Origin of the sequence: Enterobacter sp. HK169, assembly GCF_001719105.1 — a bacterium.
In the GTDB taxonomy this organism is placed as follows: Bacteria; Pseudomonadota; Gammaproteobacteria; order Enterobacterales; family Enterobacteriaceae; genus Enterobacter; species Enterobacter asburiae_B.
In genome coordinates this window covers 2,662,648-2,682,467 of record NZ_CP017087.1, presented here as the reverse complement: position 1 = coordinate 2,682,467, position 19,820 = coordinate 2,662,648, and the positions used below count along the sequence as shown (strand labels likewise).

13 protein-coding genes and 1 pseudogene are annotated in these 19,820 nt (G+C 56.7%); 7 read left to right on the top strand and 7 right to left on the bottom strand.

Going from position 1 to position 19,820, the window contains the following annotated elements; all coding sequences use genetic code 11:
- Positions 1–95: 95 nt before the first annotated feature.
- From hmsP to EnteroDNA1_RS12780, 3 genes are all read left to right on the top strand, one after another.
- A complete protein-coding gene (gene hmsP / locus EnteroDNA1_RS12790) occupies positions 96–2,102 on the top strand; it encodes a biofilm formation regulator HmsP (protein WP_069303403.1) in 2,007 nt (668 codons plus the stop codon).
- A 159-nt stretch (positions 2,103–2,261) separates the two neighbouring features.
- Positions 2,262–3,548, top strand: coding sequence for a dicarboxylate/amino acid:cation symporter (locus EnteroDNA1_RS12785; RefSeq protein WP_023309587.1), 1,287 nt, complete (start codon positions 2,262–2,264; stop codon positions 3,546–3,548).
- Between the two features lie 227 nt (positions 3,549–3,775).
- Positions 3,776–5,269, top strand: coding sequence for a M16 family metallopeptidase (locus tag EnteroDNA1_RS12780; RefSeq protein ID WP_033146870.1), 1,494 nt, complete (start codon positions 3,776–3,778; stop codon positions 5,267–5,269).
- Positions 5,270–5,332: 63 nt separating this feature from the next.
- Here EnteroDNA1_RS12780 and EnteroDNA1_RS12775 read toward each other — a convergent pair whose 3' ends face one another.
- On the bottom strand, positions 5,333–6,262 hold the full coding sequence (locus EnteroDNA1_RS12775) for a sugar kinase (protein WP_069303402.1): 930 nt from the start codon (positions 6,260–6,262) through the stop codon (positions 5,333–5,335).
- A 229-nt stretch (positions 6,263–6,491) separates the two neighbouring features.
- Here EnteroDNA1_RS12775 and pdeH point away from each other — a divergent pair, with 229 nt between their 5' ends.
- Together pdeH and EnteroDNA1_RS12765 are read left to right on the top strand one after the other, a co-directional pair.
- The gene (gene pdeH, locus EnteroDNA1_RS12770) at positions 6,492–7,265 is read left to right on the top strand and encodes a cyclic-guanylate-specific phosphodiesterase (protein ID WP_039263033.1); all 774 of its coding nucleotides are present in this window, start codon (positions 6,492–6,494) and stop codon (positions 7,263–7,265) included.
- A 65-nt stretch (positions 7,266–7,330) separates the two neighbouring features.
- Positions 7,331–9,373 carry an AsmA family protein gene (locus EnteroDNA1_RS12765; RefSeq protein WP_064673673.1) on the top strand — a complete coding sequence of 681 codons (2,043 nt, stop codon included), beginning with the start codon at positions 7,331–7,333 and terminating at the stop codon, positions 9,371–9,373.
- A 106-nt stretch (positions 9,374–9,479) separates the two neighbouring features.
- Here the strand turns inward: EnteroDNA1_RS12765 and EnteroDNA1_RS12760 are convergent, their stop codons facing one another.
- From EnteroDNA1_RS12760 to EnteroDNA1_RS12750, 3 genes are all read right to left on the bottom strand, one after another.
- Positions 9,480–10,802, bottom strand: coding sequence for an MFS transporter (locus EnteroDNA1_RS12760; RefSeq protein ID WP_069303401.1), 1,323 nt, complete (start codon positions 10,800–10,802; stop codon positions 9,480–9,482).
- Positions 10,803–11,062: 260 nt separating this feature from the next.
- Positions 11,063–12,088, bottom strand: coding sequence for an inner membrane protein YhjD (gene yhjD, locus EnteroDNA1_RS12755; RefSeq protein ID WP_038417846.1), 1,026 nt, complete (start codon positions 12,086–12,088; stop codon positions 11,063–11,065).
- Positions 12,089–12,140: 52 nt separating this feature from the next.
- Positions 12,141–13,040 carry a LysR family transcriptional regulator gene (locus tag EnteroDNA1_RS12750; protein ID WP_069303400.1) on the bottom strand — a complete coding sequence of 300 codons (900 nt, stop codon included), beginning with the start codon at positions 13,038–13,040 and terminating at the stop codon, positions 12,141–12,143.
- 119 nt (positions 13,041–13,159) lie between these two features.
- On the opposite strand from EnteroDNA1_RS12750, the gene EnteroDNA1_RS12745 reads away from it, so the two are divergent.
- Positions 13,160–13,918 carry an SDR family NAD(P)-dependent oxidoreductase gene (locus EnteroDNA1_RS12745; protein ID WP_069303399.1) on the top strand — a complete coding sequence of 253 codons (759 nt, stop codon included), beginning with the start codon at positions 13,160–13,162 and terminating at the stop codon, positions 13,916–13,918.
- A gap of 267 nt (positions 13,919–14,185) precedes the next feature.
- Here EnteroDNA1_RS12745 and EnteroDNA1_RS12740 read toward each other — a convergent pair whose 3' ends face one another.
- Positions 14,186–14,725, bottom strand: a complete 540-nt coding sequence (locus EnteroDNA1_RS12740; RefSeq protein ID WP_069303398.1) for a GNAT family N-acetyltransferase — start codon at positions 14,723–14,725, stop codon at positions 14,186–14,188.
- A gap of 148 nt (positions 14,726–14,873) precedes the next feature.
- On the opposite strand from EnteroDNA1_RS12740, the pseudogene EnteroDNA1_RS12735 reads away from it, so the two are divergent.
- A pseudogene (locus EnteroDNA1_RS12735) lies at positions 14,874–16,462 on the top strand (STY4199 family HEPN domain-containing protein).
- Between the two features lie 127 nt (positions 16,463–16,589).
- Here the strand turns inward: EnteroDNA1_RS12735 and EnteroDNA1_RS12730 are convergent.
- Together EnteroDNA1_RS12730 and gorA are read right to left on the bottom strand one after the other, a co-directional pair.
- Positions 16,590–18,239 carry an alpha,alpha-trehalase gene (locus EnteroDNA1_RS12730; RefSeq protein WP_033146864.1) on the bottom strand — a complete coding sequence of 550 codons (1,650 nt, stop codon included), beginning with the start codon at positions 18,237–18,239 and terminating at the stop codon, positions 16,590–16,592.
- Positions 18,240–18,420: 181 nt separating this feature from the next.
- The gene (gorA, locus tag EnteroDNA1_RS12725) at positions 18,421–19,773 is read right to left on the bottom strand and encodes a glutathione-disulfide reductase (RefSeq protein WP_033146863.1); all 1,353 of its coding nucleotides are present in this window, start codon (positions 19,771–19,773) and stop codon (positions 18,421–18,423) included.
- Between the last annotated feature and the right edge of the window lie 47 nt (positions 19,774–19,820).

The window sequence follows — 19,820 nt, the reverse complement described above, 5'->3', positions numbered from 1 at the left end:
AAGTCTCTCTTAATAGCGCGGCAATCGGGTATACTCAGGCGCGCCAGGTTTACACCCTGGCGCGCCCTGCGCTTCGAGTTTTGTGGAGAGTCATTTTGCGTGTCAGCCGTTCCTTAACAATCAAACAGATGGCGATGGTTTCTGCCGTCACCGTGCTGTTTGTACTGCTCTTCTGCGTAATTTTGCTGTTTCATTCCGTACAGCAGAATCGCTATAACACGGCTTCGCAGTTAGAAAGTATCGCGCGCTCGGTGCGCGGCCCGCTCTCTGCCGCTATCCTGAAAGGGGATATTCCCGAAGCGGAAACCATTTTAAAACGCATTCAGCCTGCCGGCGTCGTTAGCCGCGCCGATGTGGTCTTGCCCAACCAGTTTCAGGCGCTGCGGATGAGCTTTATCCCGGAGCGTCCCGTCCCAATGATGGTGATGCGCCTGTTTGAACTGCCGGTGCAGATTTCGCTGCCCGTTTATTCGCTTGAACGCCCTGCCAATCCGCAGCCGCTGGCCTACCTGGTATTACAGGCGGATTCCTACCGCATGTATAAATTCGTCATGAGCTGGGTGGTTACGTTAGTGACCACTTGCTTACTTATGACGCTTATTCTCAGCGTGGCGCTCACCTGGTGCATTAACCGGCTGATTGTTCATCCGCTGCGCCGTATCGCCCGCGAGCTGAATACGCTTGCGCCGCAGGATCAGATGGGGCATCAGCTTGAGCTGCCGCGTCTGCATCATGACGATGAGATAGGCATGCTGGTGCGCAGCTACAACCTCAACCAGCAGCGCATTCAGCGCCAGCAGGATGAGTTAAACAGCAGCGCCACGCGCTTCCCGGTGTCGGAGCTTCCCAACAAAGCCTTCCTGATGGCGATGCTGGAGCAGACCGTTGCCCGTCAGCAAACCACGGCGCTGATGGTTATCGCCTGTGAAACCCTGCAGGACACGGCTGGCGTGCTCAGGGAGAGCCAGCGCGAAATGCTGCTGCTGACCCTGGTGGAAAAAGTGAAGTCTGTCCTTGCCCCGCGCATGGTGCTGACCCAGGTCAGCGGTTACGACCTGGTGGTGATTGCCAACGGCGTAAAAGAACCCTGGCATGCGATCACTTTAGGTCAGCAAGTACTCACTGTCATTAATGAGCGGTTGCCCATTCAGGGTATCCAGCTGCGTCCAAGCGCCAGTATCGGTATTGCGATGTACTATGGCGATTTAACGGCAGAGCAGCTTTATCATCGCGCGTTCTCGGCGGCGTTCACCGCCCGGCGCAAAGGCAAAAATCAGATCCAGTTCTTCGCGCCGGAAGAGATGGAAAAGGCGCAGCAGCGACTGACGGAAGAGAGCGACATCCTGACCGCGCTGGATAACCGCCAGTTTGCCCTCTGGCTACAGCCGCAGGTGAATTTGCTGACGGGAGAAGTGAAAAGCGCCGAGGCACTGCTGCGCGTGCAGCAGCCGGATGGTTCATGGGAGCTGCCGGAAGGGTTGATTGAGCGCATTGAGTCCTGCGGCCTGATGGTTACCGTCGGCTACTGGGTGCTGGAAGAGTCCTGCCGTCAGCTTGCCGCCTGGCAGGAGCGCGGCGTGACGCTGCCGCTGTCGGTCAATTTGTCTGCCGTACAGCTGATGCACCCAACCATGGTTTCAGAGATGCTGGAGCTGATCCATCGTTACCGAATCAAGCCTGATACGTTAACTCTGGAAGTGACGGAGAGCCGTCGCATAGACGACCCTAATCAGGCGGTCGCGATCCTGAAACCGCTGCGCAATGCCGGCATTCGCATTGCGCTGGACGATTTTGGTATGGGGTACGCCGGGCTGCGTCAGCTTCAGCATATGAAAACCCTTCCGGTGGATGTGCTCAAAATTGACAAAGCGTTTGTCGACGGTCTGCCGGGCGACAGCAGCATGGTGCAGGCGATTATCCAGATGGCGCGCAGCCTCAACCTGCATCTTATTGCCGAGGGGATTGAAACCGAAGCGCAACGCGCATGGCTGGCAGAGGCGGGCGTGGAGAGCGGACAAGGCTTCCTTTTTGCCCCTGCTGTTCCTTCGGATGTCTTTGAAGAACGATACCTTTCTGGTGCTGACAATAACGCAAAAGTGTAATTTTGTTGCTGGCTTGTGCGAGCCAGCTCAAAGTTCTTAACATTTGTGTTTCAAATTTGAACTGAGTTTATTTCTGTCCTGTTATGTGGGTGTTATTTTAAAGCCGCAGGTTAACCATAACCTTACAAAGCCTGTGGTTTTTCTTCCCAAGGACACCTTATGAAAACCTCACTCTTCAAAAGTCTTTATTTCCAGGTCCTGACAGCCATCGCCATCGGTATTCTGCTGGGTCACTATTACCCTGAGCTGGGCGCGCAAATGAAACCGCTTGGCGACGCGTTCGTTAAGCTCATCAAAATGGTCATCGCGCCGGTGATCTTCTGTACGGTAGTAACGGGCATCGCTGGCATGGAAAGCATGAAGGCGGTCGGCCGTACCGGTGCAGTGGCGCTTCTCTATTTTGAAGTGGTCAGTACCCTTGCGCTGATTATCGGTCTGATCATCGTCAACGTGGTGCAGCCGGGCGCGGGGATGAACGTAGACCCGTCAACGCTGGATGCCAAAGCGGTCGCGGTATATGCCGAGCAGGCGAAGGATCAGGGTGTGGTGGCCTTCCTGCTGGACGTGATTCCGGGCAGCGTCATTGGCGCGTTCGCCAGCGGAAACATCCTGCAGGTTCTGCTGTTTGCCGTGATGTTTGGCTTTGCTCTGCACCGTCTGGGCAGCAAAGGCCAGCTTATCTTTAATGTGATCGAAAGCTTCTCCCAGGTGATTTTCGGCATCATCAATATGATCATGCGCCTGGCGCCGATCGGTGCTTTCGGCGCGATGGCCTTCACCATCGGTAAATATGGCGTCGGTACGCTGGTGCAGCTGGGTCAGCTGATTATCTGCTTCTATATCACCTGTATCCTTTTCGTGGTCGTGGTGCTGGGCTCCATCGCGCGCGCGACGGGTTTCAACATCTTCAAATTTATCCGCTACATCCGCGAAGAGCTGCTGATCGTTCTGGGGACTTCCTCTTCAGAATCGGCGCTGCCGCGTATGCTCGACAAGATGGAAAAGCTGGGGTGCCGTAAATCGGTGGTCGGTCTGGTGATCCCGACGGGCTACTCCTTCAACCTGGACGGCACCTCGATATACCTGACGATGGCGGCCGTGTTCATCGCTCAGGCGACCAACAGCCATATGGATATTTTCCATCAGATTACCCTGCTGGTGGTGCTCCTGCTCTCCTCTAAAGGCGCGGCAGGCGTTACGGGCAGTGGCTTTATCGTGCTGGCTGCCACTATTTCCGCTGTGGGCCACCTGCCGGTGGCGGGTCTGGCGTTGATTCTCGGTATCGACCGCTTCATGTCCGAGGCACGTGCGTTAACCAACCTGGTGGGTAACGGCGTGGCAACGGTGGTGGTGGCGAAATGGGTGAAAGAGTTGGATCACAAAAAGCTCGACGATACTCTGAATAACCGTTCAACTGACAGCAAAAATCCTGGCTTAACCTCTTAATCTTGTCACAAATGCCCGTATTCCCTTGTCGGGATGCGGGCTCCTGCGCATAATAACTGTTCGTACCTGTCATAATTCGACAAGATTTTTTTTGGGTATATTTCACTTCTGACCGTGACGTTTTGCCGAACGCGCGGTCTAATCGACGTGTTTTCATCGTCATCTTTAAGAGTGAAGCGCGTCGCGAAACACTCTTTTTTAACCAGGAATGTTGATCAGGGGTTCACATGCAGGGCACAAAAATTCGACTCTTAACCGGCGGTTTGCTGATGATGGCAGCAGCCAGTTATGTGCAGGCAGATGCGCTCCAGCCAGACCCGGCCTGGCAACAAGGGACATTAGCGAACGGTTTTCAGTGGCAGGTTTTAGCCACTCCGCAACGTCCCAGTGACCGTGTAGAAATCCGTCTGTCCATTAATACCGGTTCCCTCGCGGAAAGCACTCAGCAAACCGGTTTTAGCCATTTTATTCCACGGCTGGCGCTCACGCAGAGCGGCAGCCTGCAAGCGGTTCAGGTGCGTTCGCTTTGGCAGCAGGCCATCGATCCGAAACGCCCGCTCCCTCCGGCTGTGGTCTCGTATGACTACACCATGTTTAACCTGAGCCTGCCAAATAACCGTAACGACCTCCTTAAAGAAGCGCTTACGTATCTCTCCGATGCCTCTGGCAATCTGGCGATTACGCCGGACACCGTCAACTATGCGCTGAGCAACAGCGACATGGTGGCGACCTGGCCCGGGGATACCAAAGAGGGCTGGTGGCGTTACCGCCTGAAGGGCTCGACGCTGCTGGGACATGACCCGGCCGAACCGCTGAAACAGCCGGTGGACGCCGAACAGGTAAAATCGTTCTACCAGAAGTGGTACACCCCGGATGCGATGACGCTTATCGTGGTGGGTAACGTGGACAGCCGCGCGGTGGTGGAGCAGATCAACAAAGCGTTTGGTGATTTGAAAGGCAAGCGTGAAACGCCAGCCCCTGTCCCGACGCTCTCTCCGCTGCGTGCAGAGCCTGTCAGCATTATGACGGACGCCGTGCGTCAGGATCGCCTCTCCGTCATGTGGGATAACGCCTGGCAGCCCATCCGCGAGTCCGCGGCGATGCTGCGCTACTGGCGTGCCGATCTGGCGCGTGAAGCGCTGTTCTGGCACGTTCAGCAGACGCTGAGCAAGAACAACGTGAAGAATATCGGTCTTGGCTTTGACTGCCGCGTGCTGTTCCAGCGTGCGCAGTGTGCCATCAACGTTGAATCACCGGGCGATAAGCTGAATGCCAATCTGGGCGTGGTCGCAAAAGAGCTGGCAAAAGTGCGTAAAGAGGGGCTTTCCGAAGAGGAATTCAACGCTCTCGTGGCGCAGAAAAAACTCGAGCTGCAGAAGCTGTTTGCGACCTACGCTCGCGCCGATACCGACATTCTGATCAGCCAGCGTATTCGTTCCCTGCAGAATCAGGTGGTGGACATTGCGCCGGAACAGTACCAGAAACTGCGTCAGGACTTCCTGAACGGTCTGACCGTCGAGATGCTCAATCAGGACCTCCGTCAGCAGCTGTCGCAGGAGATGGCGTTGATCCTCCTGCAACCGAAGGGCGAGCCGGAATATGACATGAAGGAACTTCAGAAGACCTGGGATTCCATTATGGCTACCGCGCCGCAGCCCGCGCAGGCCGCCACGGCTGATGATTTACATCCGGACGCGACGGATATTCCGCAGGGGCAGTAATGCTTAAACATTCCCTCTCCCTGTGGGAGAGGGTTAGGGTGAGGGCATCAGCCCGCACCCTCCTTAAACAGGCATCGCCTCACGCGGAATAATCGCCCCGCGATACTGAATCACCGTGCTGGCCGTCAGGTGCCCACGCTGTGCCGCCGCTTCCGGCGTTCCACCCGTCAGACGTACCGCCAGATAGCCCGCGCTGAATGAATCACCGGCCGCCGTGGTATCAATCACTTTCTCTCTGGCAAGCTTTACCGCCGGAACGTCAACCAGCGCTTCGCCCGCCACCGCGACCAGGCATGAATCCGCCCCGCGCTTAATCACCACTTCGCTCACGCCTGCCGCCTGCGTGCGTGCAATCACGTCCTCTACCGGTTTCTCACCCCACAGGGCGTCTTCATCGTCGAGCGTGAGGAAGGCGAGATCGGTGCACTGCAGCATCTGCTGATAGACCTGCTGCGTCTCTTCGCGGCTGGCCCACAGGCGCGGGCGGTAGTTGTTATCGAAAATAACCTTGCCGCCGTTTGCACGGCATTCGCGCAGCAGCGAGAGCAGCTTTTCACGGCTGGTAGGGCTCAGGATCGCCAGGCTAATCCCGCTCAGATAGAGGTAGTCAAAGGTCGCCAGCTCTTCGCAGATGGCCGCGGCCGCGTCGCTCTCCAGCCAGAATTTGGCCGCGGCTTCGTTACGCCAGTAATAAAACGTGCGTTCGCCGGTGCTGTCGGTTTCGATGTAATAAAGCCCCGGGAGGCGGTTCTCCATACGCTGAATCAGCGACGTTTCGACATGTTCACTCTGCCAGGCCTCCAGCATTTGCTGGCTGAAGCTGTCCGTACCCAGGGCGGTCACGTAGTTCACGGTGAGCGCCTCAGGCGCGACCTGACGGGCAATATAAACGGACGTGTTTAACGTATCGCCACCAAATCCGCGGCTGACTTCCGCGCCTTTTTGTGACAGCTCAATCATGCATTCGCCAATCACGGCAATTTTTTTGGACATAGTCGTGAACCTGAACAGAAGAATTATCAGCAGTGTGCGCTGAGTGAATTAACCGGTCAACTATATTAAAACAACGTTCCATTATTTTATTTGAGCCAGCGCGTGTTCCCGCGCATTTCTGTCATCTTAATTTCATTTTCCCGGTGAATTGAACATAAAGTTCTCAATTGTCGCGCCGATAATCCTGTGACGAGTCCAGAAAGGCTATCCCAACAACAGGACATCTGAAATGAAGTCAGAGCAGGTTATCCAGCGGCTGAGCACTACGCCTGAGGCAAGTATTGAGAACTTGCAGGAGCATCGCTACTGGCTGCAATGTGAGCGTGCGTACACCTATCAGCCGATCTACCGAACAGATGGTCGACTGATGGCAATTGAAATTTTGACCGTCGTTACGCATCCCTCAAACCCTACTCAGCGCATCGCGCCGGATCGCTATTTTGCCGAAGTTGCCGTTCGCCAGCGTCTGGACGTGCTGGAAGAACAGCTTCGTATGCTGGCAACGAAGCAGTCCTTTTTCGAACGGCACGATATCCTCGCCTCGGTGAACGTCGATGGTCCAACCCTGCTGGCGCTGCGTCAGAACGCAAAATTGCAGGAGCTGATCGCCACCCTGCCGTGGATGCGCTTTGAGCTGGTGGAGCATGTCCGCCTGCCGCAGGACTCCTCGTTTGCGTCGATATGCGAATACGGCCCGCTGTGGCTGGATGACTTTGGCACCGGCATGGCGAACTTCTCCGCCCTGAGTGAGGTGCGCTACGACTACATCAAAGTGGCCCGCGACCTGTTCATTATGCTGCGTCAAACCCCGGAAGGGCGGAATCTGTTTACGCTGTTATTACAGCTGATGAACCGCTATTGCCAGGGCGTGATTGTTGAAGGTGTGGAAACACTGGAAGAGTGGCGTGATGTGCAAAACTCCCCCGCAGCGGCGGCGCAAGGCTATTATCTCTCCCGCCCGGTACCCATGGATCGCCTCGATAGCGTGATAACGACCCTCTGATAAGCCCGCTTCCCTTTGTCTGGACTATAGTTTTACAGGACAGGTCATCAGGAAAGGGGATAAAAATGACGAGAACAACCAGGGTAATCTCCTGGACAGCAGGGATTTTCTTGTTGTTGATCGTGGTCGTCGCCATCATTATTGCGACGTTTGACTGGAACCGTCTCAAGCCGACCATCAACCAGAAAGTCTCAACCGAACTGAACCGCCCCTTCGCCATACGCGGCGATTTAGGGGTGGTATGGGAGCGTCAGAAAGAGGAGCCCGGCTGGCGCAGCTGGATCCCCTGGCCTCACGTCCATGCCGACGACATCATTCTCGGCAACCCGCCGGATATCCCGGACGTCACCATGATCCACCTGCCGCGCGTTGAAGCCACGCTGGCTCCGCTGGCGCTCCTCACCAAAACGGTCTATCTGCCGTGGATCAAACTTCAGCAGCCCGATGCGCGCCTGATCCGACTTTCAGAAAAAAACAACAACTGGACGTTTAACCTTGCCAGCGACAGCGAAAAAGATCCGAATGCCCAGCCTTCCTCCTGGTCATTCCGTCTCGACAATATTCTTTTCGATCGCGGACGGATCGCCATCGACGATAAGGTCAGCAAGGCGGATGTGGAGATCCTCGTCGATCCGCTGGGCAAACCGCTGCCGTTTAGCGAGGTCACGGGCACAAAAGCAAAAGGCGACGCGGCAAGCGTAGGTGACTATGTCTTCGGCCTGACGGCAAAAGGACGCTACAACGATCGGCCTCTCAGTGGTAAAGGGAAAATAGGCGGCATGCTGGCGCTGCGGAGCGAAGGCACGCCGTTCCCGGTGCAGGCGGACTTCCGTTCCGGTAACACCCGCGTGGCGTTCGTTGGCACGGTCAACGATCCGATGAATATGGGCGGCGTCGACCTTCAGCTCAAATTTGCCGGCGATTCTCTGGGCGAGCTGTATGAACTGACCGGCGTGCTGCTGCCGGATACCCCGCCGTTCGAAACGGACGGGCATCTGGTTGCCAAAATCGAAACCGAAAAAGCGTCCGTTTTTGACTACCGGGATTTCAACGGCCGCATCGGCGACAGTGATATCCACGGCACGCTGACCTACACCACCGGAAAACCGCGCCCGAAACTGGAAGGGGATGTCGAGTCCCGTCAGCTGCGTCTGGCCGATCTTGGTCCGCTGATTGGCGTGGACTCGGGTAAAGGGACCAGGTCGAAAGAGGTCAAAAAGGATGTTCAGCCTGCCGGCAAAGTGCTGCCATACGATCGCTTCGAAACCGACAAATGGAACGTGATGGATGCGGATGTGCGCTTCAAAGGCGGAAAAATTGAACATGGCAGTACGCTTCCAATCAGCAATCTTTCGACCCATATCCTCCTCAAAAATGCCGATCTGCGCCTGCAGCCGCTGAAGTTCGGCATGGCGGGCGGGACAATTTCCTCGAACATTCATCTGGAAGGCGATAAGAAGCCGATGCAGGGACGGGCGGAGATCCAGGCGCGTCGATTGAAGCTGAAAGAGCTGATGCCGAACGTAGAGCTGATGCAGAAAACCCTCGGTGAAATGAACGGTGATGCCGACATTCGCGGCGTGGGGAACTCGGTGGCGGCGCTGCTGGGCAGCGGCAATGGTAACCTGAAGCTGCTGATGAACGACGGGCTGGTCAGCCGCAACCTGATGGAGATCCTGGGGCTGAACGTCGGTAACTACGTCATCGGGCAAATTTTTGGTGATGACGAGGTGCGGGTGAACTGCGCGGCGGCCAATCTGGATCTGGTTAACGGCGTGGCGCGCCCGCAGATATTTGCCTTCGACACGGAAAACGCGGTGATTAACGTGACCGGGACCGCCAGCATGGCCTCGGAGCAGCTTGATTTGACGATTGACCCGGAAAGTAAGGGGATCCGCATCATCACCCTGCGCTCGCCGCTTTACGTGCGCGGAACCTTCAAAAACCCGCAGGCGGGCGTGAAGCCCGGACCGCTGATTGCGCGCGGTGCGGTGGCTGCGGCCCTGGCGACGCTGGTCACCCCGGCCGCAGCGCTGCTGGCGTTGATTTCGCCGTCAGAAGGCGAGGCCAATCAGTGCCGGACTATTTTGTCGCAGATGAAGAAGTAAGGTGCGGCCTGTTTTTGCCGGGTGGCGCTGCGCTTACCCGGCCTACGGGACTTTCTCCCTCTCCCTGTGGGAGAGGGGCGGGGTGAGGGCATCGGGCCGCAGTGAATTACAGAGCCTGATGCTTCGTCTCGTGCGTCAGCAGCAGCGCAATCAGCGTCAGCGCCGCCATGGCCGCCAGATAGACGCCCACATAGAACAGACCATAGTTCGCCTGCAGCCAGGTGGCGATATACGGCGCAACGGACGCGCCCAGAATAGAGGCAACGTTGTAGGAGAACGACGCGCCGGTATAACGCACTTCCGTCGGGAACAGCTCAGGCAGCAGCGCGCCCATCGGGCCGAAGGTCAGCCCCATCAGGCTCAGGCCAATCAGCAGATAGGCCATCACCAGCGCCGGGCTACCTGAACCCAGCAGCGGCGGGAAGACGAACAGCGCGAACAGAATGATGAGCGTGGTGATCGTAATCATGCTCGCACGACGACCAAATTTGTCCGCCAGCAGGCCCGCAATCGGTACCATCACGCCAAACCCGATCACCGCCATCATCAGCATCCACAGCACTTCGTTACGCGGCAGGCCCAGGCCAACCGGCACGGCGGCGGTACTGAACGTCATGGAGTAGACGGTCATGATGTAGAACAGCGTATAGGTTGCCAGCATGATGAACGTGCCCAGCACGGTCACGCGGAGGTGTTTGGTCAGCAGCGTACCCAGCGGCACTTTCACCTGCTTGTTCTCCGCGGCCACTTTCGCAAAAACAGGAGTCTCATGCAGCGAAACACGCACATACAGGCCAATCAGCACCAGCACGGCTGAGAAGATAAACGGGAGACGCCAGCCCCAGCTCATGAACTGTTCATCCGTCAGCAGCCAGGAGAGCAGCAGGAACGTCCCGTTGGCAAAGAAGAAGCCAATCGGCGCGCCCAGCTGCGGGAATGAGCCGTACAGCGCGCGCTTGCGCGCCGGGGCGTTCTCGGTGGCCAGCAGCGCCGCGCCGCCCCATTCACCGCCCAGCCCCAGACCCTGACCGAAACGCGCCAGCGCCAGCAGGACCGGCGCCAGAATGCCGATGGTTTCATAGGTCGGCAGCAGACCGATGGCTACGGTGGAGATGCCCATCGTCAGCAGCGAGGCCACCAGGGTGACTTTTCGGCCAATGCGATCGCCAAAGTGTCCAAACAGCGCAGAGCCAATCGGACGCGCAACAAACGCGATGGCAAAGGTGGCCAGAGACTGCAGCGTGGCCGCCGTCGGATCGCCCTGCGGGAAGAAAATATGCGGGAAGACGATGACCGCGGCGGTGGCATAAATATAAAAGTCGAAGAACTCAATGGCGGTGCCAATCAGCGAGGCGACGACAACTTTATTGCGCGAGTTTACCGGAACGTTTTCCGTTCCTGAGTCGAGTGTGGTGGCTGTTGCTTGCATAATATTTTCTTATTTTTGTCGAACGAAAGGCCATATTACGCACAGCAAAAGCGACATTTCAATCTGTAACAAAGCCGCGCGCTGGTGATAAAAGCAACAAAAAGCGGATAATTTTCAGGTCAGCGAAAACACGTCTATGAAATGCTTCACAGATTTTAAATATCAGTCAATTAAACTGGTTTTTGGTTAAATAAAAGTTACGGACTGGATTTATATGCTGAAATGATGAATCGGGCTGAAATTTCAGCCCGAGAGCGGGGCTAGCGGTGCGTTTTACCGGGCATTCGCGTGTCGCCTTTGTACTCGGCGGTGGCAATCCATGCCGCGCAGAACAGGGTCAGGCGCGCGAAAAAGTAGAAGAAGGCCATCAGTCCCAGCACCGAGCCAAACGCCGCGCCGGAAGGGGATTTCACCAGCGACGGCAGCGTATAGGTCATCACGATTTTGATCACCTCAAAGCCGATCGCCGCAATCAACGTGCCGCGGATCAGCGCCTTCTTGCGCGGACGATGGCGGGGCAAGCGCCAGAATATCCAGAAGAACAGCAGGTAGTTGGCGAAGATGGATATGGCCAGCCCAATGCCGCGCCAGGCGGGCTTCAGCCATTCGATGTAATCAAGGTAAAGCGCGGAGATGATCATCTGCTGCGCCGAGCCCGCCACGGAGGTAATGGAAAGCGTCACGATGAGCGCGACGAGCAGGCCAATCAGCGAAACAAAATCGCGGAGATACTTTACCCAGATTTTCTCCTGGTCCTGCGGCTTACGCTCCCAGACGTCGCGCGACTGGGCGCGGATGGCCTCGCGCAGGTTGCCCATCCAGTTAACGCCGGAGTAAAGGGCAATCAGCAAACCGACAATACCCACGGTGGTACGCTGCTGAACGGCGGTATTGATGGTGCTCTTGAGCGTGCTGGCAAGAGTCGGGTCACTGACGTTATTCAGGATCTTACTGAAGATATCCTGCAGCAGCGTCGGGTGCGACGCGAGCACAAAACCGGCCGCTGCAAACGACACCATCAGGATCGGGATCATCGACAGGAAGGAAAAATAGGTGATGGCGGCACCAAACTGGTTCCCCATGCGGTCATTAAAGCGCTCGGTCGCGCGTATCAGATGCGCAACCATGGGAAACTGCTGAATTCTCGCGGCGATGCCGGTGACGGTCCCCAGCGCTTTGCTGGCGGTGCCTGGCGTTTTGGCCTCTTCGGGCCCGGTTTCCATCTTTTTGACGGGCTCATACTCTAAATGTTGGGTGGGTCGTTGCGGGTTGTTTTCCGGCGTCACGCGCATTTTCCTTTTCGTTGAGCTGGATGTGTTTTTGAATTATAGCTTGCGGCTAGTCCACGTAAGCTTTTGTGAGTTCGGTAAGCCACTCCATGAACAGATGGACCCGGCGGGAGAGGTTGCGACGGTGAGGGTAAATCAGGGAGACAGGCATCGGTTCGGCCCGGTATTGCGGGAGGATCTCAATCAGTTTCTTCGCGCGCAGTAAATCGCGCACCCCAACCCGCGGAACCTGAATAATGCCCAGCCCGGCGAGACAGGCAGCCTGGTAAGTTTCCGTGCTGTTAACGGTTAACACCCCGCCCGTTTTTATCCACTGCGTCGTACTGCCATTATAAAACTCAAAGCCCTGCGGGCGGGTTCCCAGCATTGCGGCGTAGTGGATCACGGCGTGCGAGCCTAAATCGTCGAGCGTTTCCGGGTAGCCAAATCGCGCCAGATAATCCGGGCTGGCGCAGTTAATCACCGACAGCTTGCCCAGCGGACGGGCAATCAGCCCTGAATCCTTCAATGTGCCGACGCGTACCACGCAATCAAACCCTTCGCGGATCACATCCACCAGACGATCGCTGCTGCTGAGCTCGAGTTCAATGCCCGGATAGTGCTGCAGAAAAGCAGGCAGTTTGGGGATGACTAAATTTCGAGCAACTTCGACGGGCATATCCACGCGGAGCCGACCGCTGATGCTGGAGGGATCGTGCTGAAACATACCGTCGAGTTCATCAAGGTTTGCCAGCAGATCTTTTGCCCGTTCGTAATAGACCATGCCGTCCTGCGTCAGGCTGACGCGTCGCGTGGTGCGGTGCAATAGCTGGGTGCCAAGCCGGTTTTCCAGGGCCTGAATTTGCCGCGAGACGCTGCCTTTCGGCAGGGTTAATGTTTCGGCCGCGCGGGAAAAACTCTCCAGTTCCGCGACGCGGACGAACAACTGCATTGCGTGAATTTTATCCATAGAGGAAGCTCATTGTTGTTTCTGGTGAAACAGTGAAGCGTTTTAACCCATCTTTATTGATTTTCTATCACCTAATAAGCTCTTTCTCAATCTCCTTAACAGCCAAAACGAGGTTTATGATGAGTGAACGTATCGCATTAGTGACGGGTGGTAGCCGTGGTCTGGGTAAAAACGCTGCGTTAAAGCTGGCGGCAGACGGAACGGGAATTGTCCTGACATACAACCGTAGCCAGCAGGAAGCGCTGGATGTTGTGCATGAAATTCAGGAAAAAGGCGTCAACGCAGCGGCATTACAGCTCAACGTCGGGGATATCACGGGTTTTGAGCATTTTGCCCGACAGCTTCAGGAAACCCTTAAGACCGTCTGGCAGCGCGAAACCTTTGACTATTTATTGAACAATGCCGGAACGGGTTTATATGCGCCCTATGCTGACACGACGGAAGCCCAGTTTGATGAAGCGCTGAACATTCATTTCAAAGGACCTTTCTTCCTGACCCAGCGCCTGCTGCCGCTGCTTAACGACGGGGGACGTATCCTCAACGTCTCCAGCGGGCTGGCCCGTTTTACCCAGCCGGGCTCTGGGACCTACGCGGCCATGAAGGGAGCGATGGAAGTGCTGACGCGTTATCAGGCGAAAGAGCTGGGCGCGCGCGGAATTTCCGTCAATATCATTGCGCCGGGCGCGATTGAAACCGACTTTGGCGGCGGACGCGTGCGCGACAACGCGGAGCTGAATCAGCTTCTGGCCTCGCAGACGGCGCTGGGCCGGGTGGGGCTGCCGGACGATATTGGCGATGCCATTGCGGCACTGCTCAGCGATAAATTGGGCTGGATGAATGCGCAACGTATTGAAGTATCAGGCGGTATGTTCCTGTGATACACGGGCTTAAGGGGAAGGAACCCCTTAATGAAACCTTTAGTATGGATGTGTCTGCATACTGACAGTGATAAAGAACGCAGGCAGCCATAGCCGATAACCCCTTTTCATCACGATATTTCTCAAGAGAAGGACCCTGATGATTATTTATTAACGCAATGGCGGCAGAAAATATTTTCAGCGAATGACGTTTGATATTCGTTTCCTCTTAATAGCGACACTGAAGAGGAAACGACGTCCGGGAAATATCTGCTAAAAAGCGGTTGGTCAGGAATTATTATTCAGGTATTCCTGCTGTAATAAACCAAATAGCCAGTCATTTTGCCAGCGCCCCGCAAGGTAATAGCTCTCGCGTAATTCACCTTCCAGACGAAAGCGGGCTTTTTCCAGCAGGCGTCTTGACGCAACATTTCCCGCGGTGACGGTGGCGGTGAGTCGCCGTATACCGCCCTGATCAAAAGCGTAATCGCAAAGCGCTTTCAGGGATTCAAAGCCGTAACCTTTCCCCTGCGCCTCGGGTGCGAAAAGGAAGCCCACTTCGGCGCAGTCTTCCTCCCGATGAATATACCCGGTAACGCCCAGCGGGGCCTGTGAGGCGGTGTCACGTACGACGAGACAAAGCCAGTGCGCGCTGCCCGGTGCCCATGGGGTCAGGCGCGAATCAAACGCCTCGCGGATCGCCGCGACGGGGCGGCCTTCCGCCACAAAGCGCATCACGTCCGGGTGCTGCTGTAGCGCCAGAAAAAAGGGCCAGTCTTGCTCCTGCAGGGGCGAACAGGTCAGGCGAGAGGTAATTAAAACCGGCATTCAGATTCTCCTGAAACATTTTAAATCATTTTAGGGTTGTCACTTTATTTCAACAGAAAGTCAGGTATGGTTAACCGCGTATAAATAAAAAGAATAAAGGGCGTTTCGTGCCCATTCCGGATGTCTTCGTTGTCGCTTAAGGAAAACAATGACTCTCAGCACATCACATCATATTCGCGAACAGTTTGAACACTGTCTGGCGGTCATTCGCCATGCGTCGGTGGAAATTTTACTCCTTCTGAATGTACATGCTTCTGAGGGAAAAGATCCACGCTGGTTTCTGGAACAACTCGACAGCGCGCGATTAGCTCTGGGCGGCTGGGGAGCCGTTGCGAAAAAACTCAACCTCAATGATGCCGAGATGTCGGAATTTACGCTCCAGCTGCGCCTGCTGCAGCAGCGCGTTCCGCAGTATGAAAGCGGACAGGATGTGAGTGAAAACCAGCTTATTGCGGCGATGCGGTTTGTGACCGCGCTGGAACATCTTCGCCTGCAGCAGCCGCTGTTGACCTACAGCACCGACCTGGCACCGGGAAGCGAACTCCAGCAGCAGCAGGCGCACAAGCAGGTACGCGCGATTGAGCTGATGATTAAAGGACTCATCCAGCAGGCCTGGCCCGATCAGGTGCGGCTGAACAACCATCTTAAGACCCTGTTTAACGCTGACCGCGTGCGGCGCTGGCTGAAGCTTGGCGAGATCAATGATGTCCTGAGCGGCATGATGTTCAGTGAACTGGCGCAGATGCTGGTGGATAAAAAAGAGTTCAGCCGCTATTACGCTTCGCTGTTCAGCGACCCGTCCATGCTGACGCTGCTGGTTGAACCGCGCAAAACGCTGCAAACCTTCCTCGATGACATCCGGCAAATCCGCAACAGCATCACCGTTCAGAAAACGTTAAGCTCGGCGCAAATTCAGCTGCTGGATAACTACTACGCGCAGATCGCGCGGCCCGTTCAGCGCGCGTTTGAAGAGGGGAGAACGCGCGTCAATCCGGCCGGATTCATGGCGGTAGATGCCAGCGAATTGCATACCTTCTGGGAAAAGGCGCAGAAAATGGATCGGGTCACCGGTGGGGATCTGTTTGAAGTCCGTGACACCATTGAAAAGCCGACCCAGCGCGCGCCGCGTACCCCTGAACAACGCGAGCAGCTCATTTCCGGTGCGCTATGGGGGCGGTTGGCGTCATGGTGATTGCCATCGTGGCGGGTGGCTTCTGGCTGGTGACCAGCAGCAAACCGCAGCCTGCAACCGCCAGCGCGGCTGAAGCGGCTCCTCCGCAGGAAATGCGCGAGACGCCTTCTTCGCGCGAAACGCTCACGCGCATGGGGGTCACCTGGGACGAGAATAATTTCCGCTCGGCCATTAACCGCAACGATACCCGCGTAACCCTGCTATTTTTGCAGGGCGGTATGGACTGGAAGCTGTCCTGGACCGAAGAGGCGATGTCGGCAGGCTATGACGATGTGCTGGAGCTGATGTTACGCTACCGCCAGAACATGGTGGAAGAGAAGCCGTGCCGTCGCTTCATCAACACGCTCAGCCACGCCATGTCGAACGGAGAGTCTCTGACCTCGGTTCGTAAAGAGTATCTCAAAGCTTTCTGCACCGTGCCTGCCGTGGTGAAACGCCAGCAGCACGATCTCGACATGGCCACACGGCGCGCGCAGTCGCAGCCGGATGCCACCACGAAAAAATGGCAGTCTATTCAGACTGCCATTTATGAGGTGATTCGCTAAAATTTTTCCCCTCACCCCAGCCCTCTCCCTATAGGGGCGAGGGAGATGAAGAGCGCACCGTGCAGTCCACTCTCCCCTCTGGGGAGAGGGTTAGGGTGAGGGGTGAGGGCACCAGACCGCACCCCGCTTAAGGCTCCCCATACAACCCAATCAGCCGCCGCACCACGCCGTTCGTCCAGCCAAAACCGTCCTGCAGCGGATACTCACCCCCGCCGCCTTCGCGCGGCGTGCTGCTGGCGATGTGGTACTTCTCAATCAGCTTGTGATGCGTCTTATAAAAATGGTTCACCGTATGCAGCCAGCTCCAGGCGATCTCATCGCCCAGCGAGTCGTTGCCGTACTGCTTGAACCCCTGAATCGCCATCCACTGCAGCGGCGCCCAACCGTTGGGTTTATCCCACTGCTCGCCGGTTTCGTACTCGGTCGCCAGAATTCCGCCCGGCGTCAGCAGACGCGCCTTGACCGCATCCGACAAACGTTCTGCCTGCTCGTGCGTCGCCATTCCAACATATAGCGGCACAATGCTGGCGGCAGAAAACAGCGCCAGCTCTTCGCGTCGCCAGTCGTAATCGCGGTAGCAGCCGCTCTCCTCATCCCACAGATAGCGGTTTACCGCCGCGCGGCGATCGTTGGCTTTCTGGCGGAACGCCTCTGCCGTCTCTTTATCCCCTTTCGACGCGGAGATGTTGGCGATAGCGCTTTCCAGCTTGAACAGGAAGGCGTTCAGATCGATGGGAATAAACTGCGTCGTGCGGATGCTGGCGAGCCGCGACGGATCGCGCAGCCAGCGGGACGAATAATCCCAGCCGGACGCCGCACCCGCGCGCAGGTCGCGATATACCTCATTGGGCGGACGACCCGAGTGGCGCGCGGTTTCCACGTCCTCAATCCACGATTCGTCGCGCGGGGTATCACGGTCGTCCCAGTAGCGGTTGAGCAGTGAACCGTCCGGCATACGCACGGCGCTGCGGTAAGCCTGGTTAAGCAGCAGCGACTCCGCGCCGTCCATCCAGAAGGCGTATTCCATTTTGAGGTGATCCAGATAGCGTTTCGCACCGCGCACGCCGTCCTCCTCGAACAGCTCCACCATCAGGGCAAAGACCGGCGGCTGCGAGCGGCTGAGGTAATAGGTGCGGTTGCCGTTGGGGATATGCCCGTAGCGTTCAATCAGCCAGGCGAAGTTGTCCGCCATACATTTGAGCAGATCGTTACGGCCGCTCTCCGCCAGCCCCAGCATGGAGAAATAGGAATCCCAGTAGTAGGTCTCGCTGAATCGCCCGCCGGGGACGATATAGGCCTGCGGCAGGGCCAGCAGGGAAGACCAGGGAATATGATCCTGCGGCTCGCGCGTCAGCACCGGCCACAGGTTATCAATATGCTCTTTCAGGGAGAGTCCCGGGTCGGAGACATATTCTGTGCCGTACGTTTCCGGCATCCAGAAGTGGTTCTCCACAAACTGGCGCAGGTCGAAATCCCGGTGGCGTCTGACCTTGCGGTAGCGGATCAGGATATCCAGCGGATCCATCTTCGGCGCGCAGTCGGGAAAGGTTTTACTGTCCGCAAACAGCCGCGTCGACTGCACATGCTCGAACAGTTCAAGATAGCGGTCTGCGGGCGTCAACGCATCGGAGGCGGGTAGCCCCTCGATCATTTCGGGTTCCGGTTCCGCCTCAATCATTTCATCCAGTTTCAACTCGCAGGGATCGGTCTCGTAGCGCAGCTCTTCTGCAATCTCGAACTCGATGTTCTCGGTAGCCTGTAGTTTCTGGTTGAACATGGTGATAGGGACCTCCGGTTGTGTGTTCAAAAGACAGGTTTATCCGGGCGTCTTATAAGCGTAGACATTCGCTTCGGTAGATGGGGAGGGATATGTGCGGTAGATCACTATTTTCGGAGCATTCGTTTTGCAACGATTTATGAATGTTAAAAAAATGCCCCTCCGGAGAGGGGCATCAGGATTAACGCATGGTCACAAACTCTTCCGCGGCCGTCGGGTGGATGGCCACGGTGTTGTCGAAGTCTTTCTTGGTTGCGCCCATCTTCAGCGCCACGGCGAAGCCCTGCAGGATCTCGTCCATGCCGAAGCCGATGCCGTGGATGCCGACAATCTTCTCTTCCGGGCCCACGCAGACCAGCTTCATGCGGCACGGCTGACGGTGAGAGGTGACGGCGGTGTACATCGCGGTAAACGCCGATTTATACACTTTCACCTGGTCGTCGCCGTACTGTTCGCGCGCCTGCGGCTCGGTTAAGCCGACGGTGCCGATTGGCGGATGGCTGAAGACCACGGTCGGGATGTTGCTGTAGTCAAGATGCTCGTCCGGCTTGTTGTTGAACAGGCGCTCGGAGAGACGACGACCCGCCGCAACGGCGACCGGCGTCAGCTCAACCGCGCCGGTGTTGTCGCCGACCGCATAAATGCCCGGTACGCTGGTGTTCTGGAATTTATCGACGACGATATAGCCTTTTTCGTCGGTTTTCACGCCCGTCACGCCTAGGTTGAAGTTATCGTTCGCAGGTTCACGGCCAATCGCCCAGATCAGGCAATCGACGGTCTGGCTGCGGCCATCTTCCAGCTCAAGCGTCAGGCTACCATCCGCGTTTTTCACCACCGCTTTTGGCACGGCGTTGGTGTGCAGGGTCGGGCCTTCCGTGTTCATCACTTCAACCAGCGTATCGACAATCAGCGGGTCAAAGCTGCGCAGCGGCGCGTGTTTACGTACGAACAGGTGCGCTTCCGCGCCCAGGCCGTTAATCACGCCAGCCAGTTCCACCGCGATATAGCCCGCGCCAACAACGGCAACGCGTTTTGGCAGGGCAGGCAGCTCGAAGAAACCGTCGGAGTCGATGCCGTATTCCACGCCCGGGATGTTCGGGTGGCTCGGACGACCGCCGGTGGCGATCAGGATGTGATCGGCGGTGATCGTCTCGCCGTTCACTTCGATCGTTTTCGCGTCCACAAAGCGGGCGAAACCGTGGATAACATCGACGTTATTTTTACCCAGCACGTTGTCGTACGAGGTGTGAATGCGGTCGATGTAGGCGGTACGGCTGGCGATCAGTTTGTCCCAGTCGAAGCGGTTGATGGTGGTGTCAAAGCCGTAGTCCGGGCCATACATATGGATAGCTTCACGGATCTGCGCCGCATGCCACATCACTTTCTTCGGTACACAACCCACGTTCACGCAGGTGCCGCCCAGCGCTTTGGCTTCAATCAGCGCGCACTTCTGGCCGTACATGGCCGCACGGTTGATGGAGGCGATGCCGCCGCTGCCGCCGCCGATTGCGATGTAGTCATAATGCTTAGTCATTGCTTTTGTCCTTAATCGTGAATTGCCGCGATTGTATACCTGAAATC

Coding starts and splice junctions, on each gene's coding strand:
- pdeH (WP_039263033.1), top strand. CDS start 6,492: ATGAAGTCAGAGCAGGTTATCCAGCGGCTGAGCACTACGCCTGAGGCA.
- EnteroDNA1_RS12750 (WP_069303400.1), bottom strand. CDS start 13,040: ATGGATAAAATTCACGCAATGCAGTTGTTCGTCCGCGTCGCGGAACTG.
- gorA (WP_033146863.1), bottom strand. CDS start 19,773: ATGACTAAGCATTATGACTACATCGCAATCGGCGGCGGCAGCGGCGGC.
- EnteroDNA1_RS12730 (WP_033146864.1), bottom strand. CDS start 18,239: ATGTTCAACCAGAAACTACAGGCTACCGAGAACATCGAGTTCGAGATT.
- EnteroDNA1_RS12780 (WP_033146870.1), top strand. CDS start 3,776: ATGCAGGGCACAAAAATTCGACTCTTAACCGGCGGTTTGCTGATGATG.
- EnteroDNA1_RS12740 (WP_069303398.1), bottom strand. CDS start 14,725: ATGCCGGTTTTAATTACCTCTCGCCTGACCTGTTCGCCCCTGCAGGAG.
- EnteroDNA1_RS12775 (WP_069303402.1), bottom strand. CDS start 6,262: ATGTCCAAAAAAATTGCCGTGATTGGCGAATGCATGATTGAGCTGTCA.
- EnteroDNA1_RS12745 (WP_069303399.1), top strand. CDS start 13,160: ATGAGTGAACGTATCGCATTAGTGACGGGTGGTAGCCGTGGTCTGGGT.
- EnteroDNA1_RS12765 (WP_064673673.1), top strand. CDS start 7,331: ATGACGAGAACAACCAGGGTAATCTCCTGGACAGCAGGGATTTTCTTG.
- EnteroDNA1_RS12760 (WP_069303401.1), bottom strand. CDS start 10,802: ATGCAAGCAACAGCCACCACACTCGACTCAGGAACGGAAAACGTTCCG.
- EnteroDNA1_RS12785 (WP_023309587.1), top strand. CDS start 2,262: ATGAAAACCTCACTCTTCAAAAGTCTTTATTTCCAGGTCCTGACAGCC.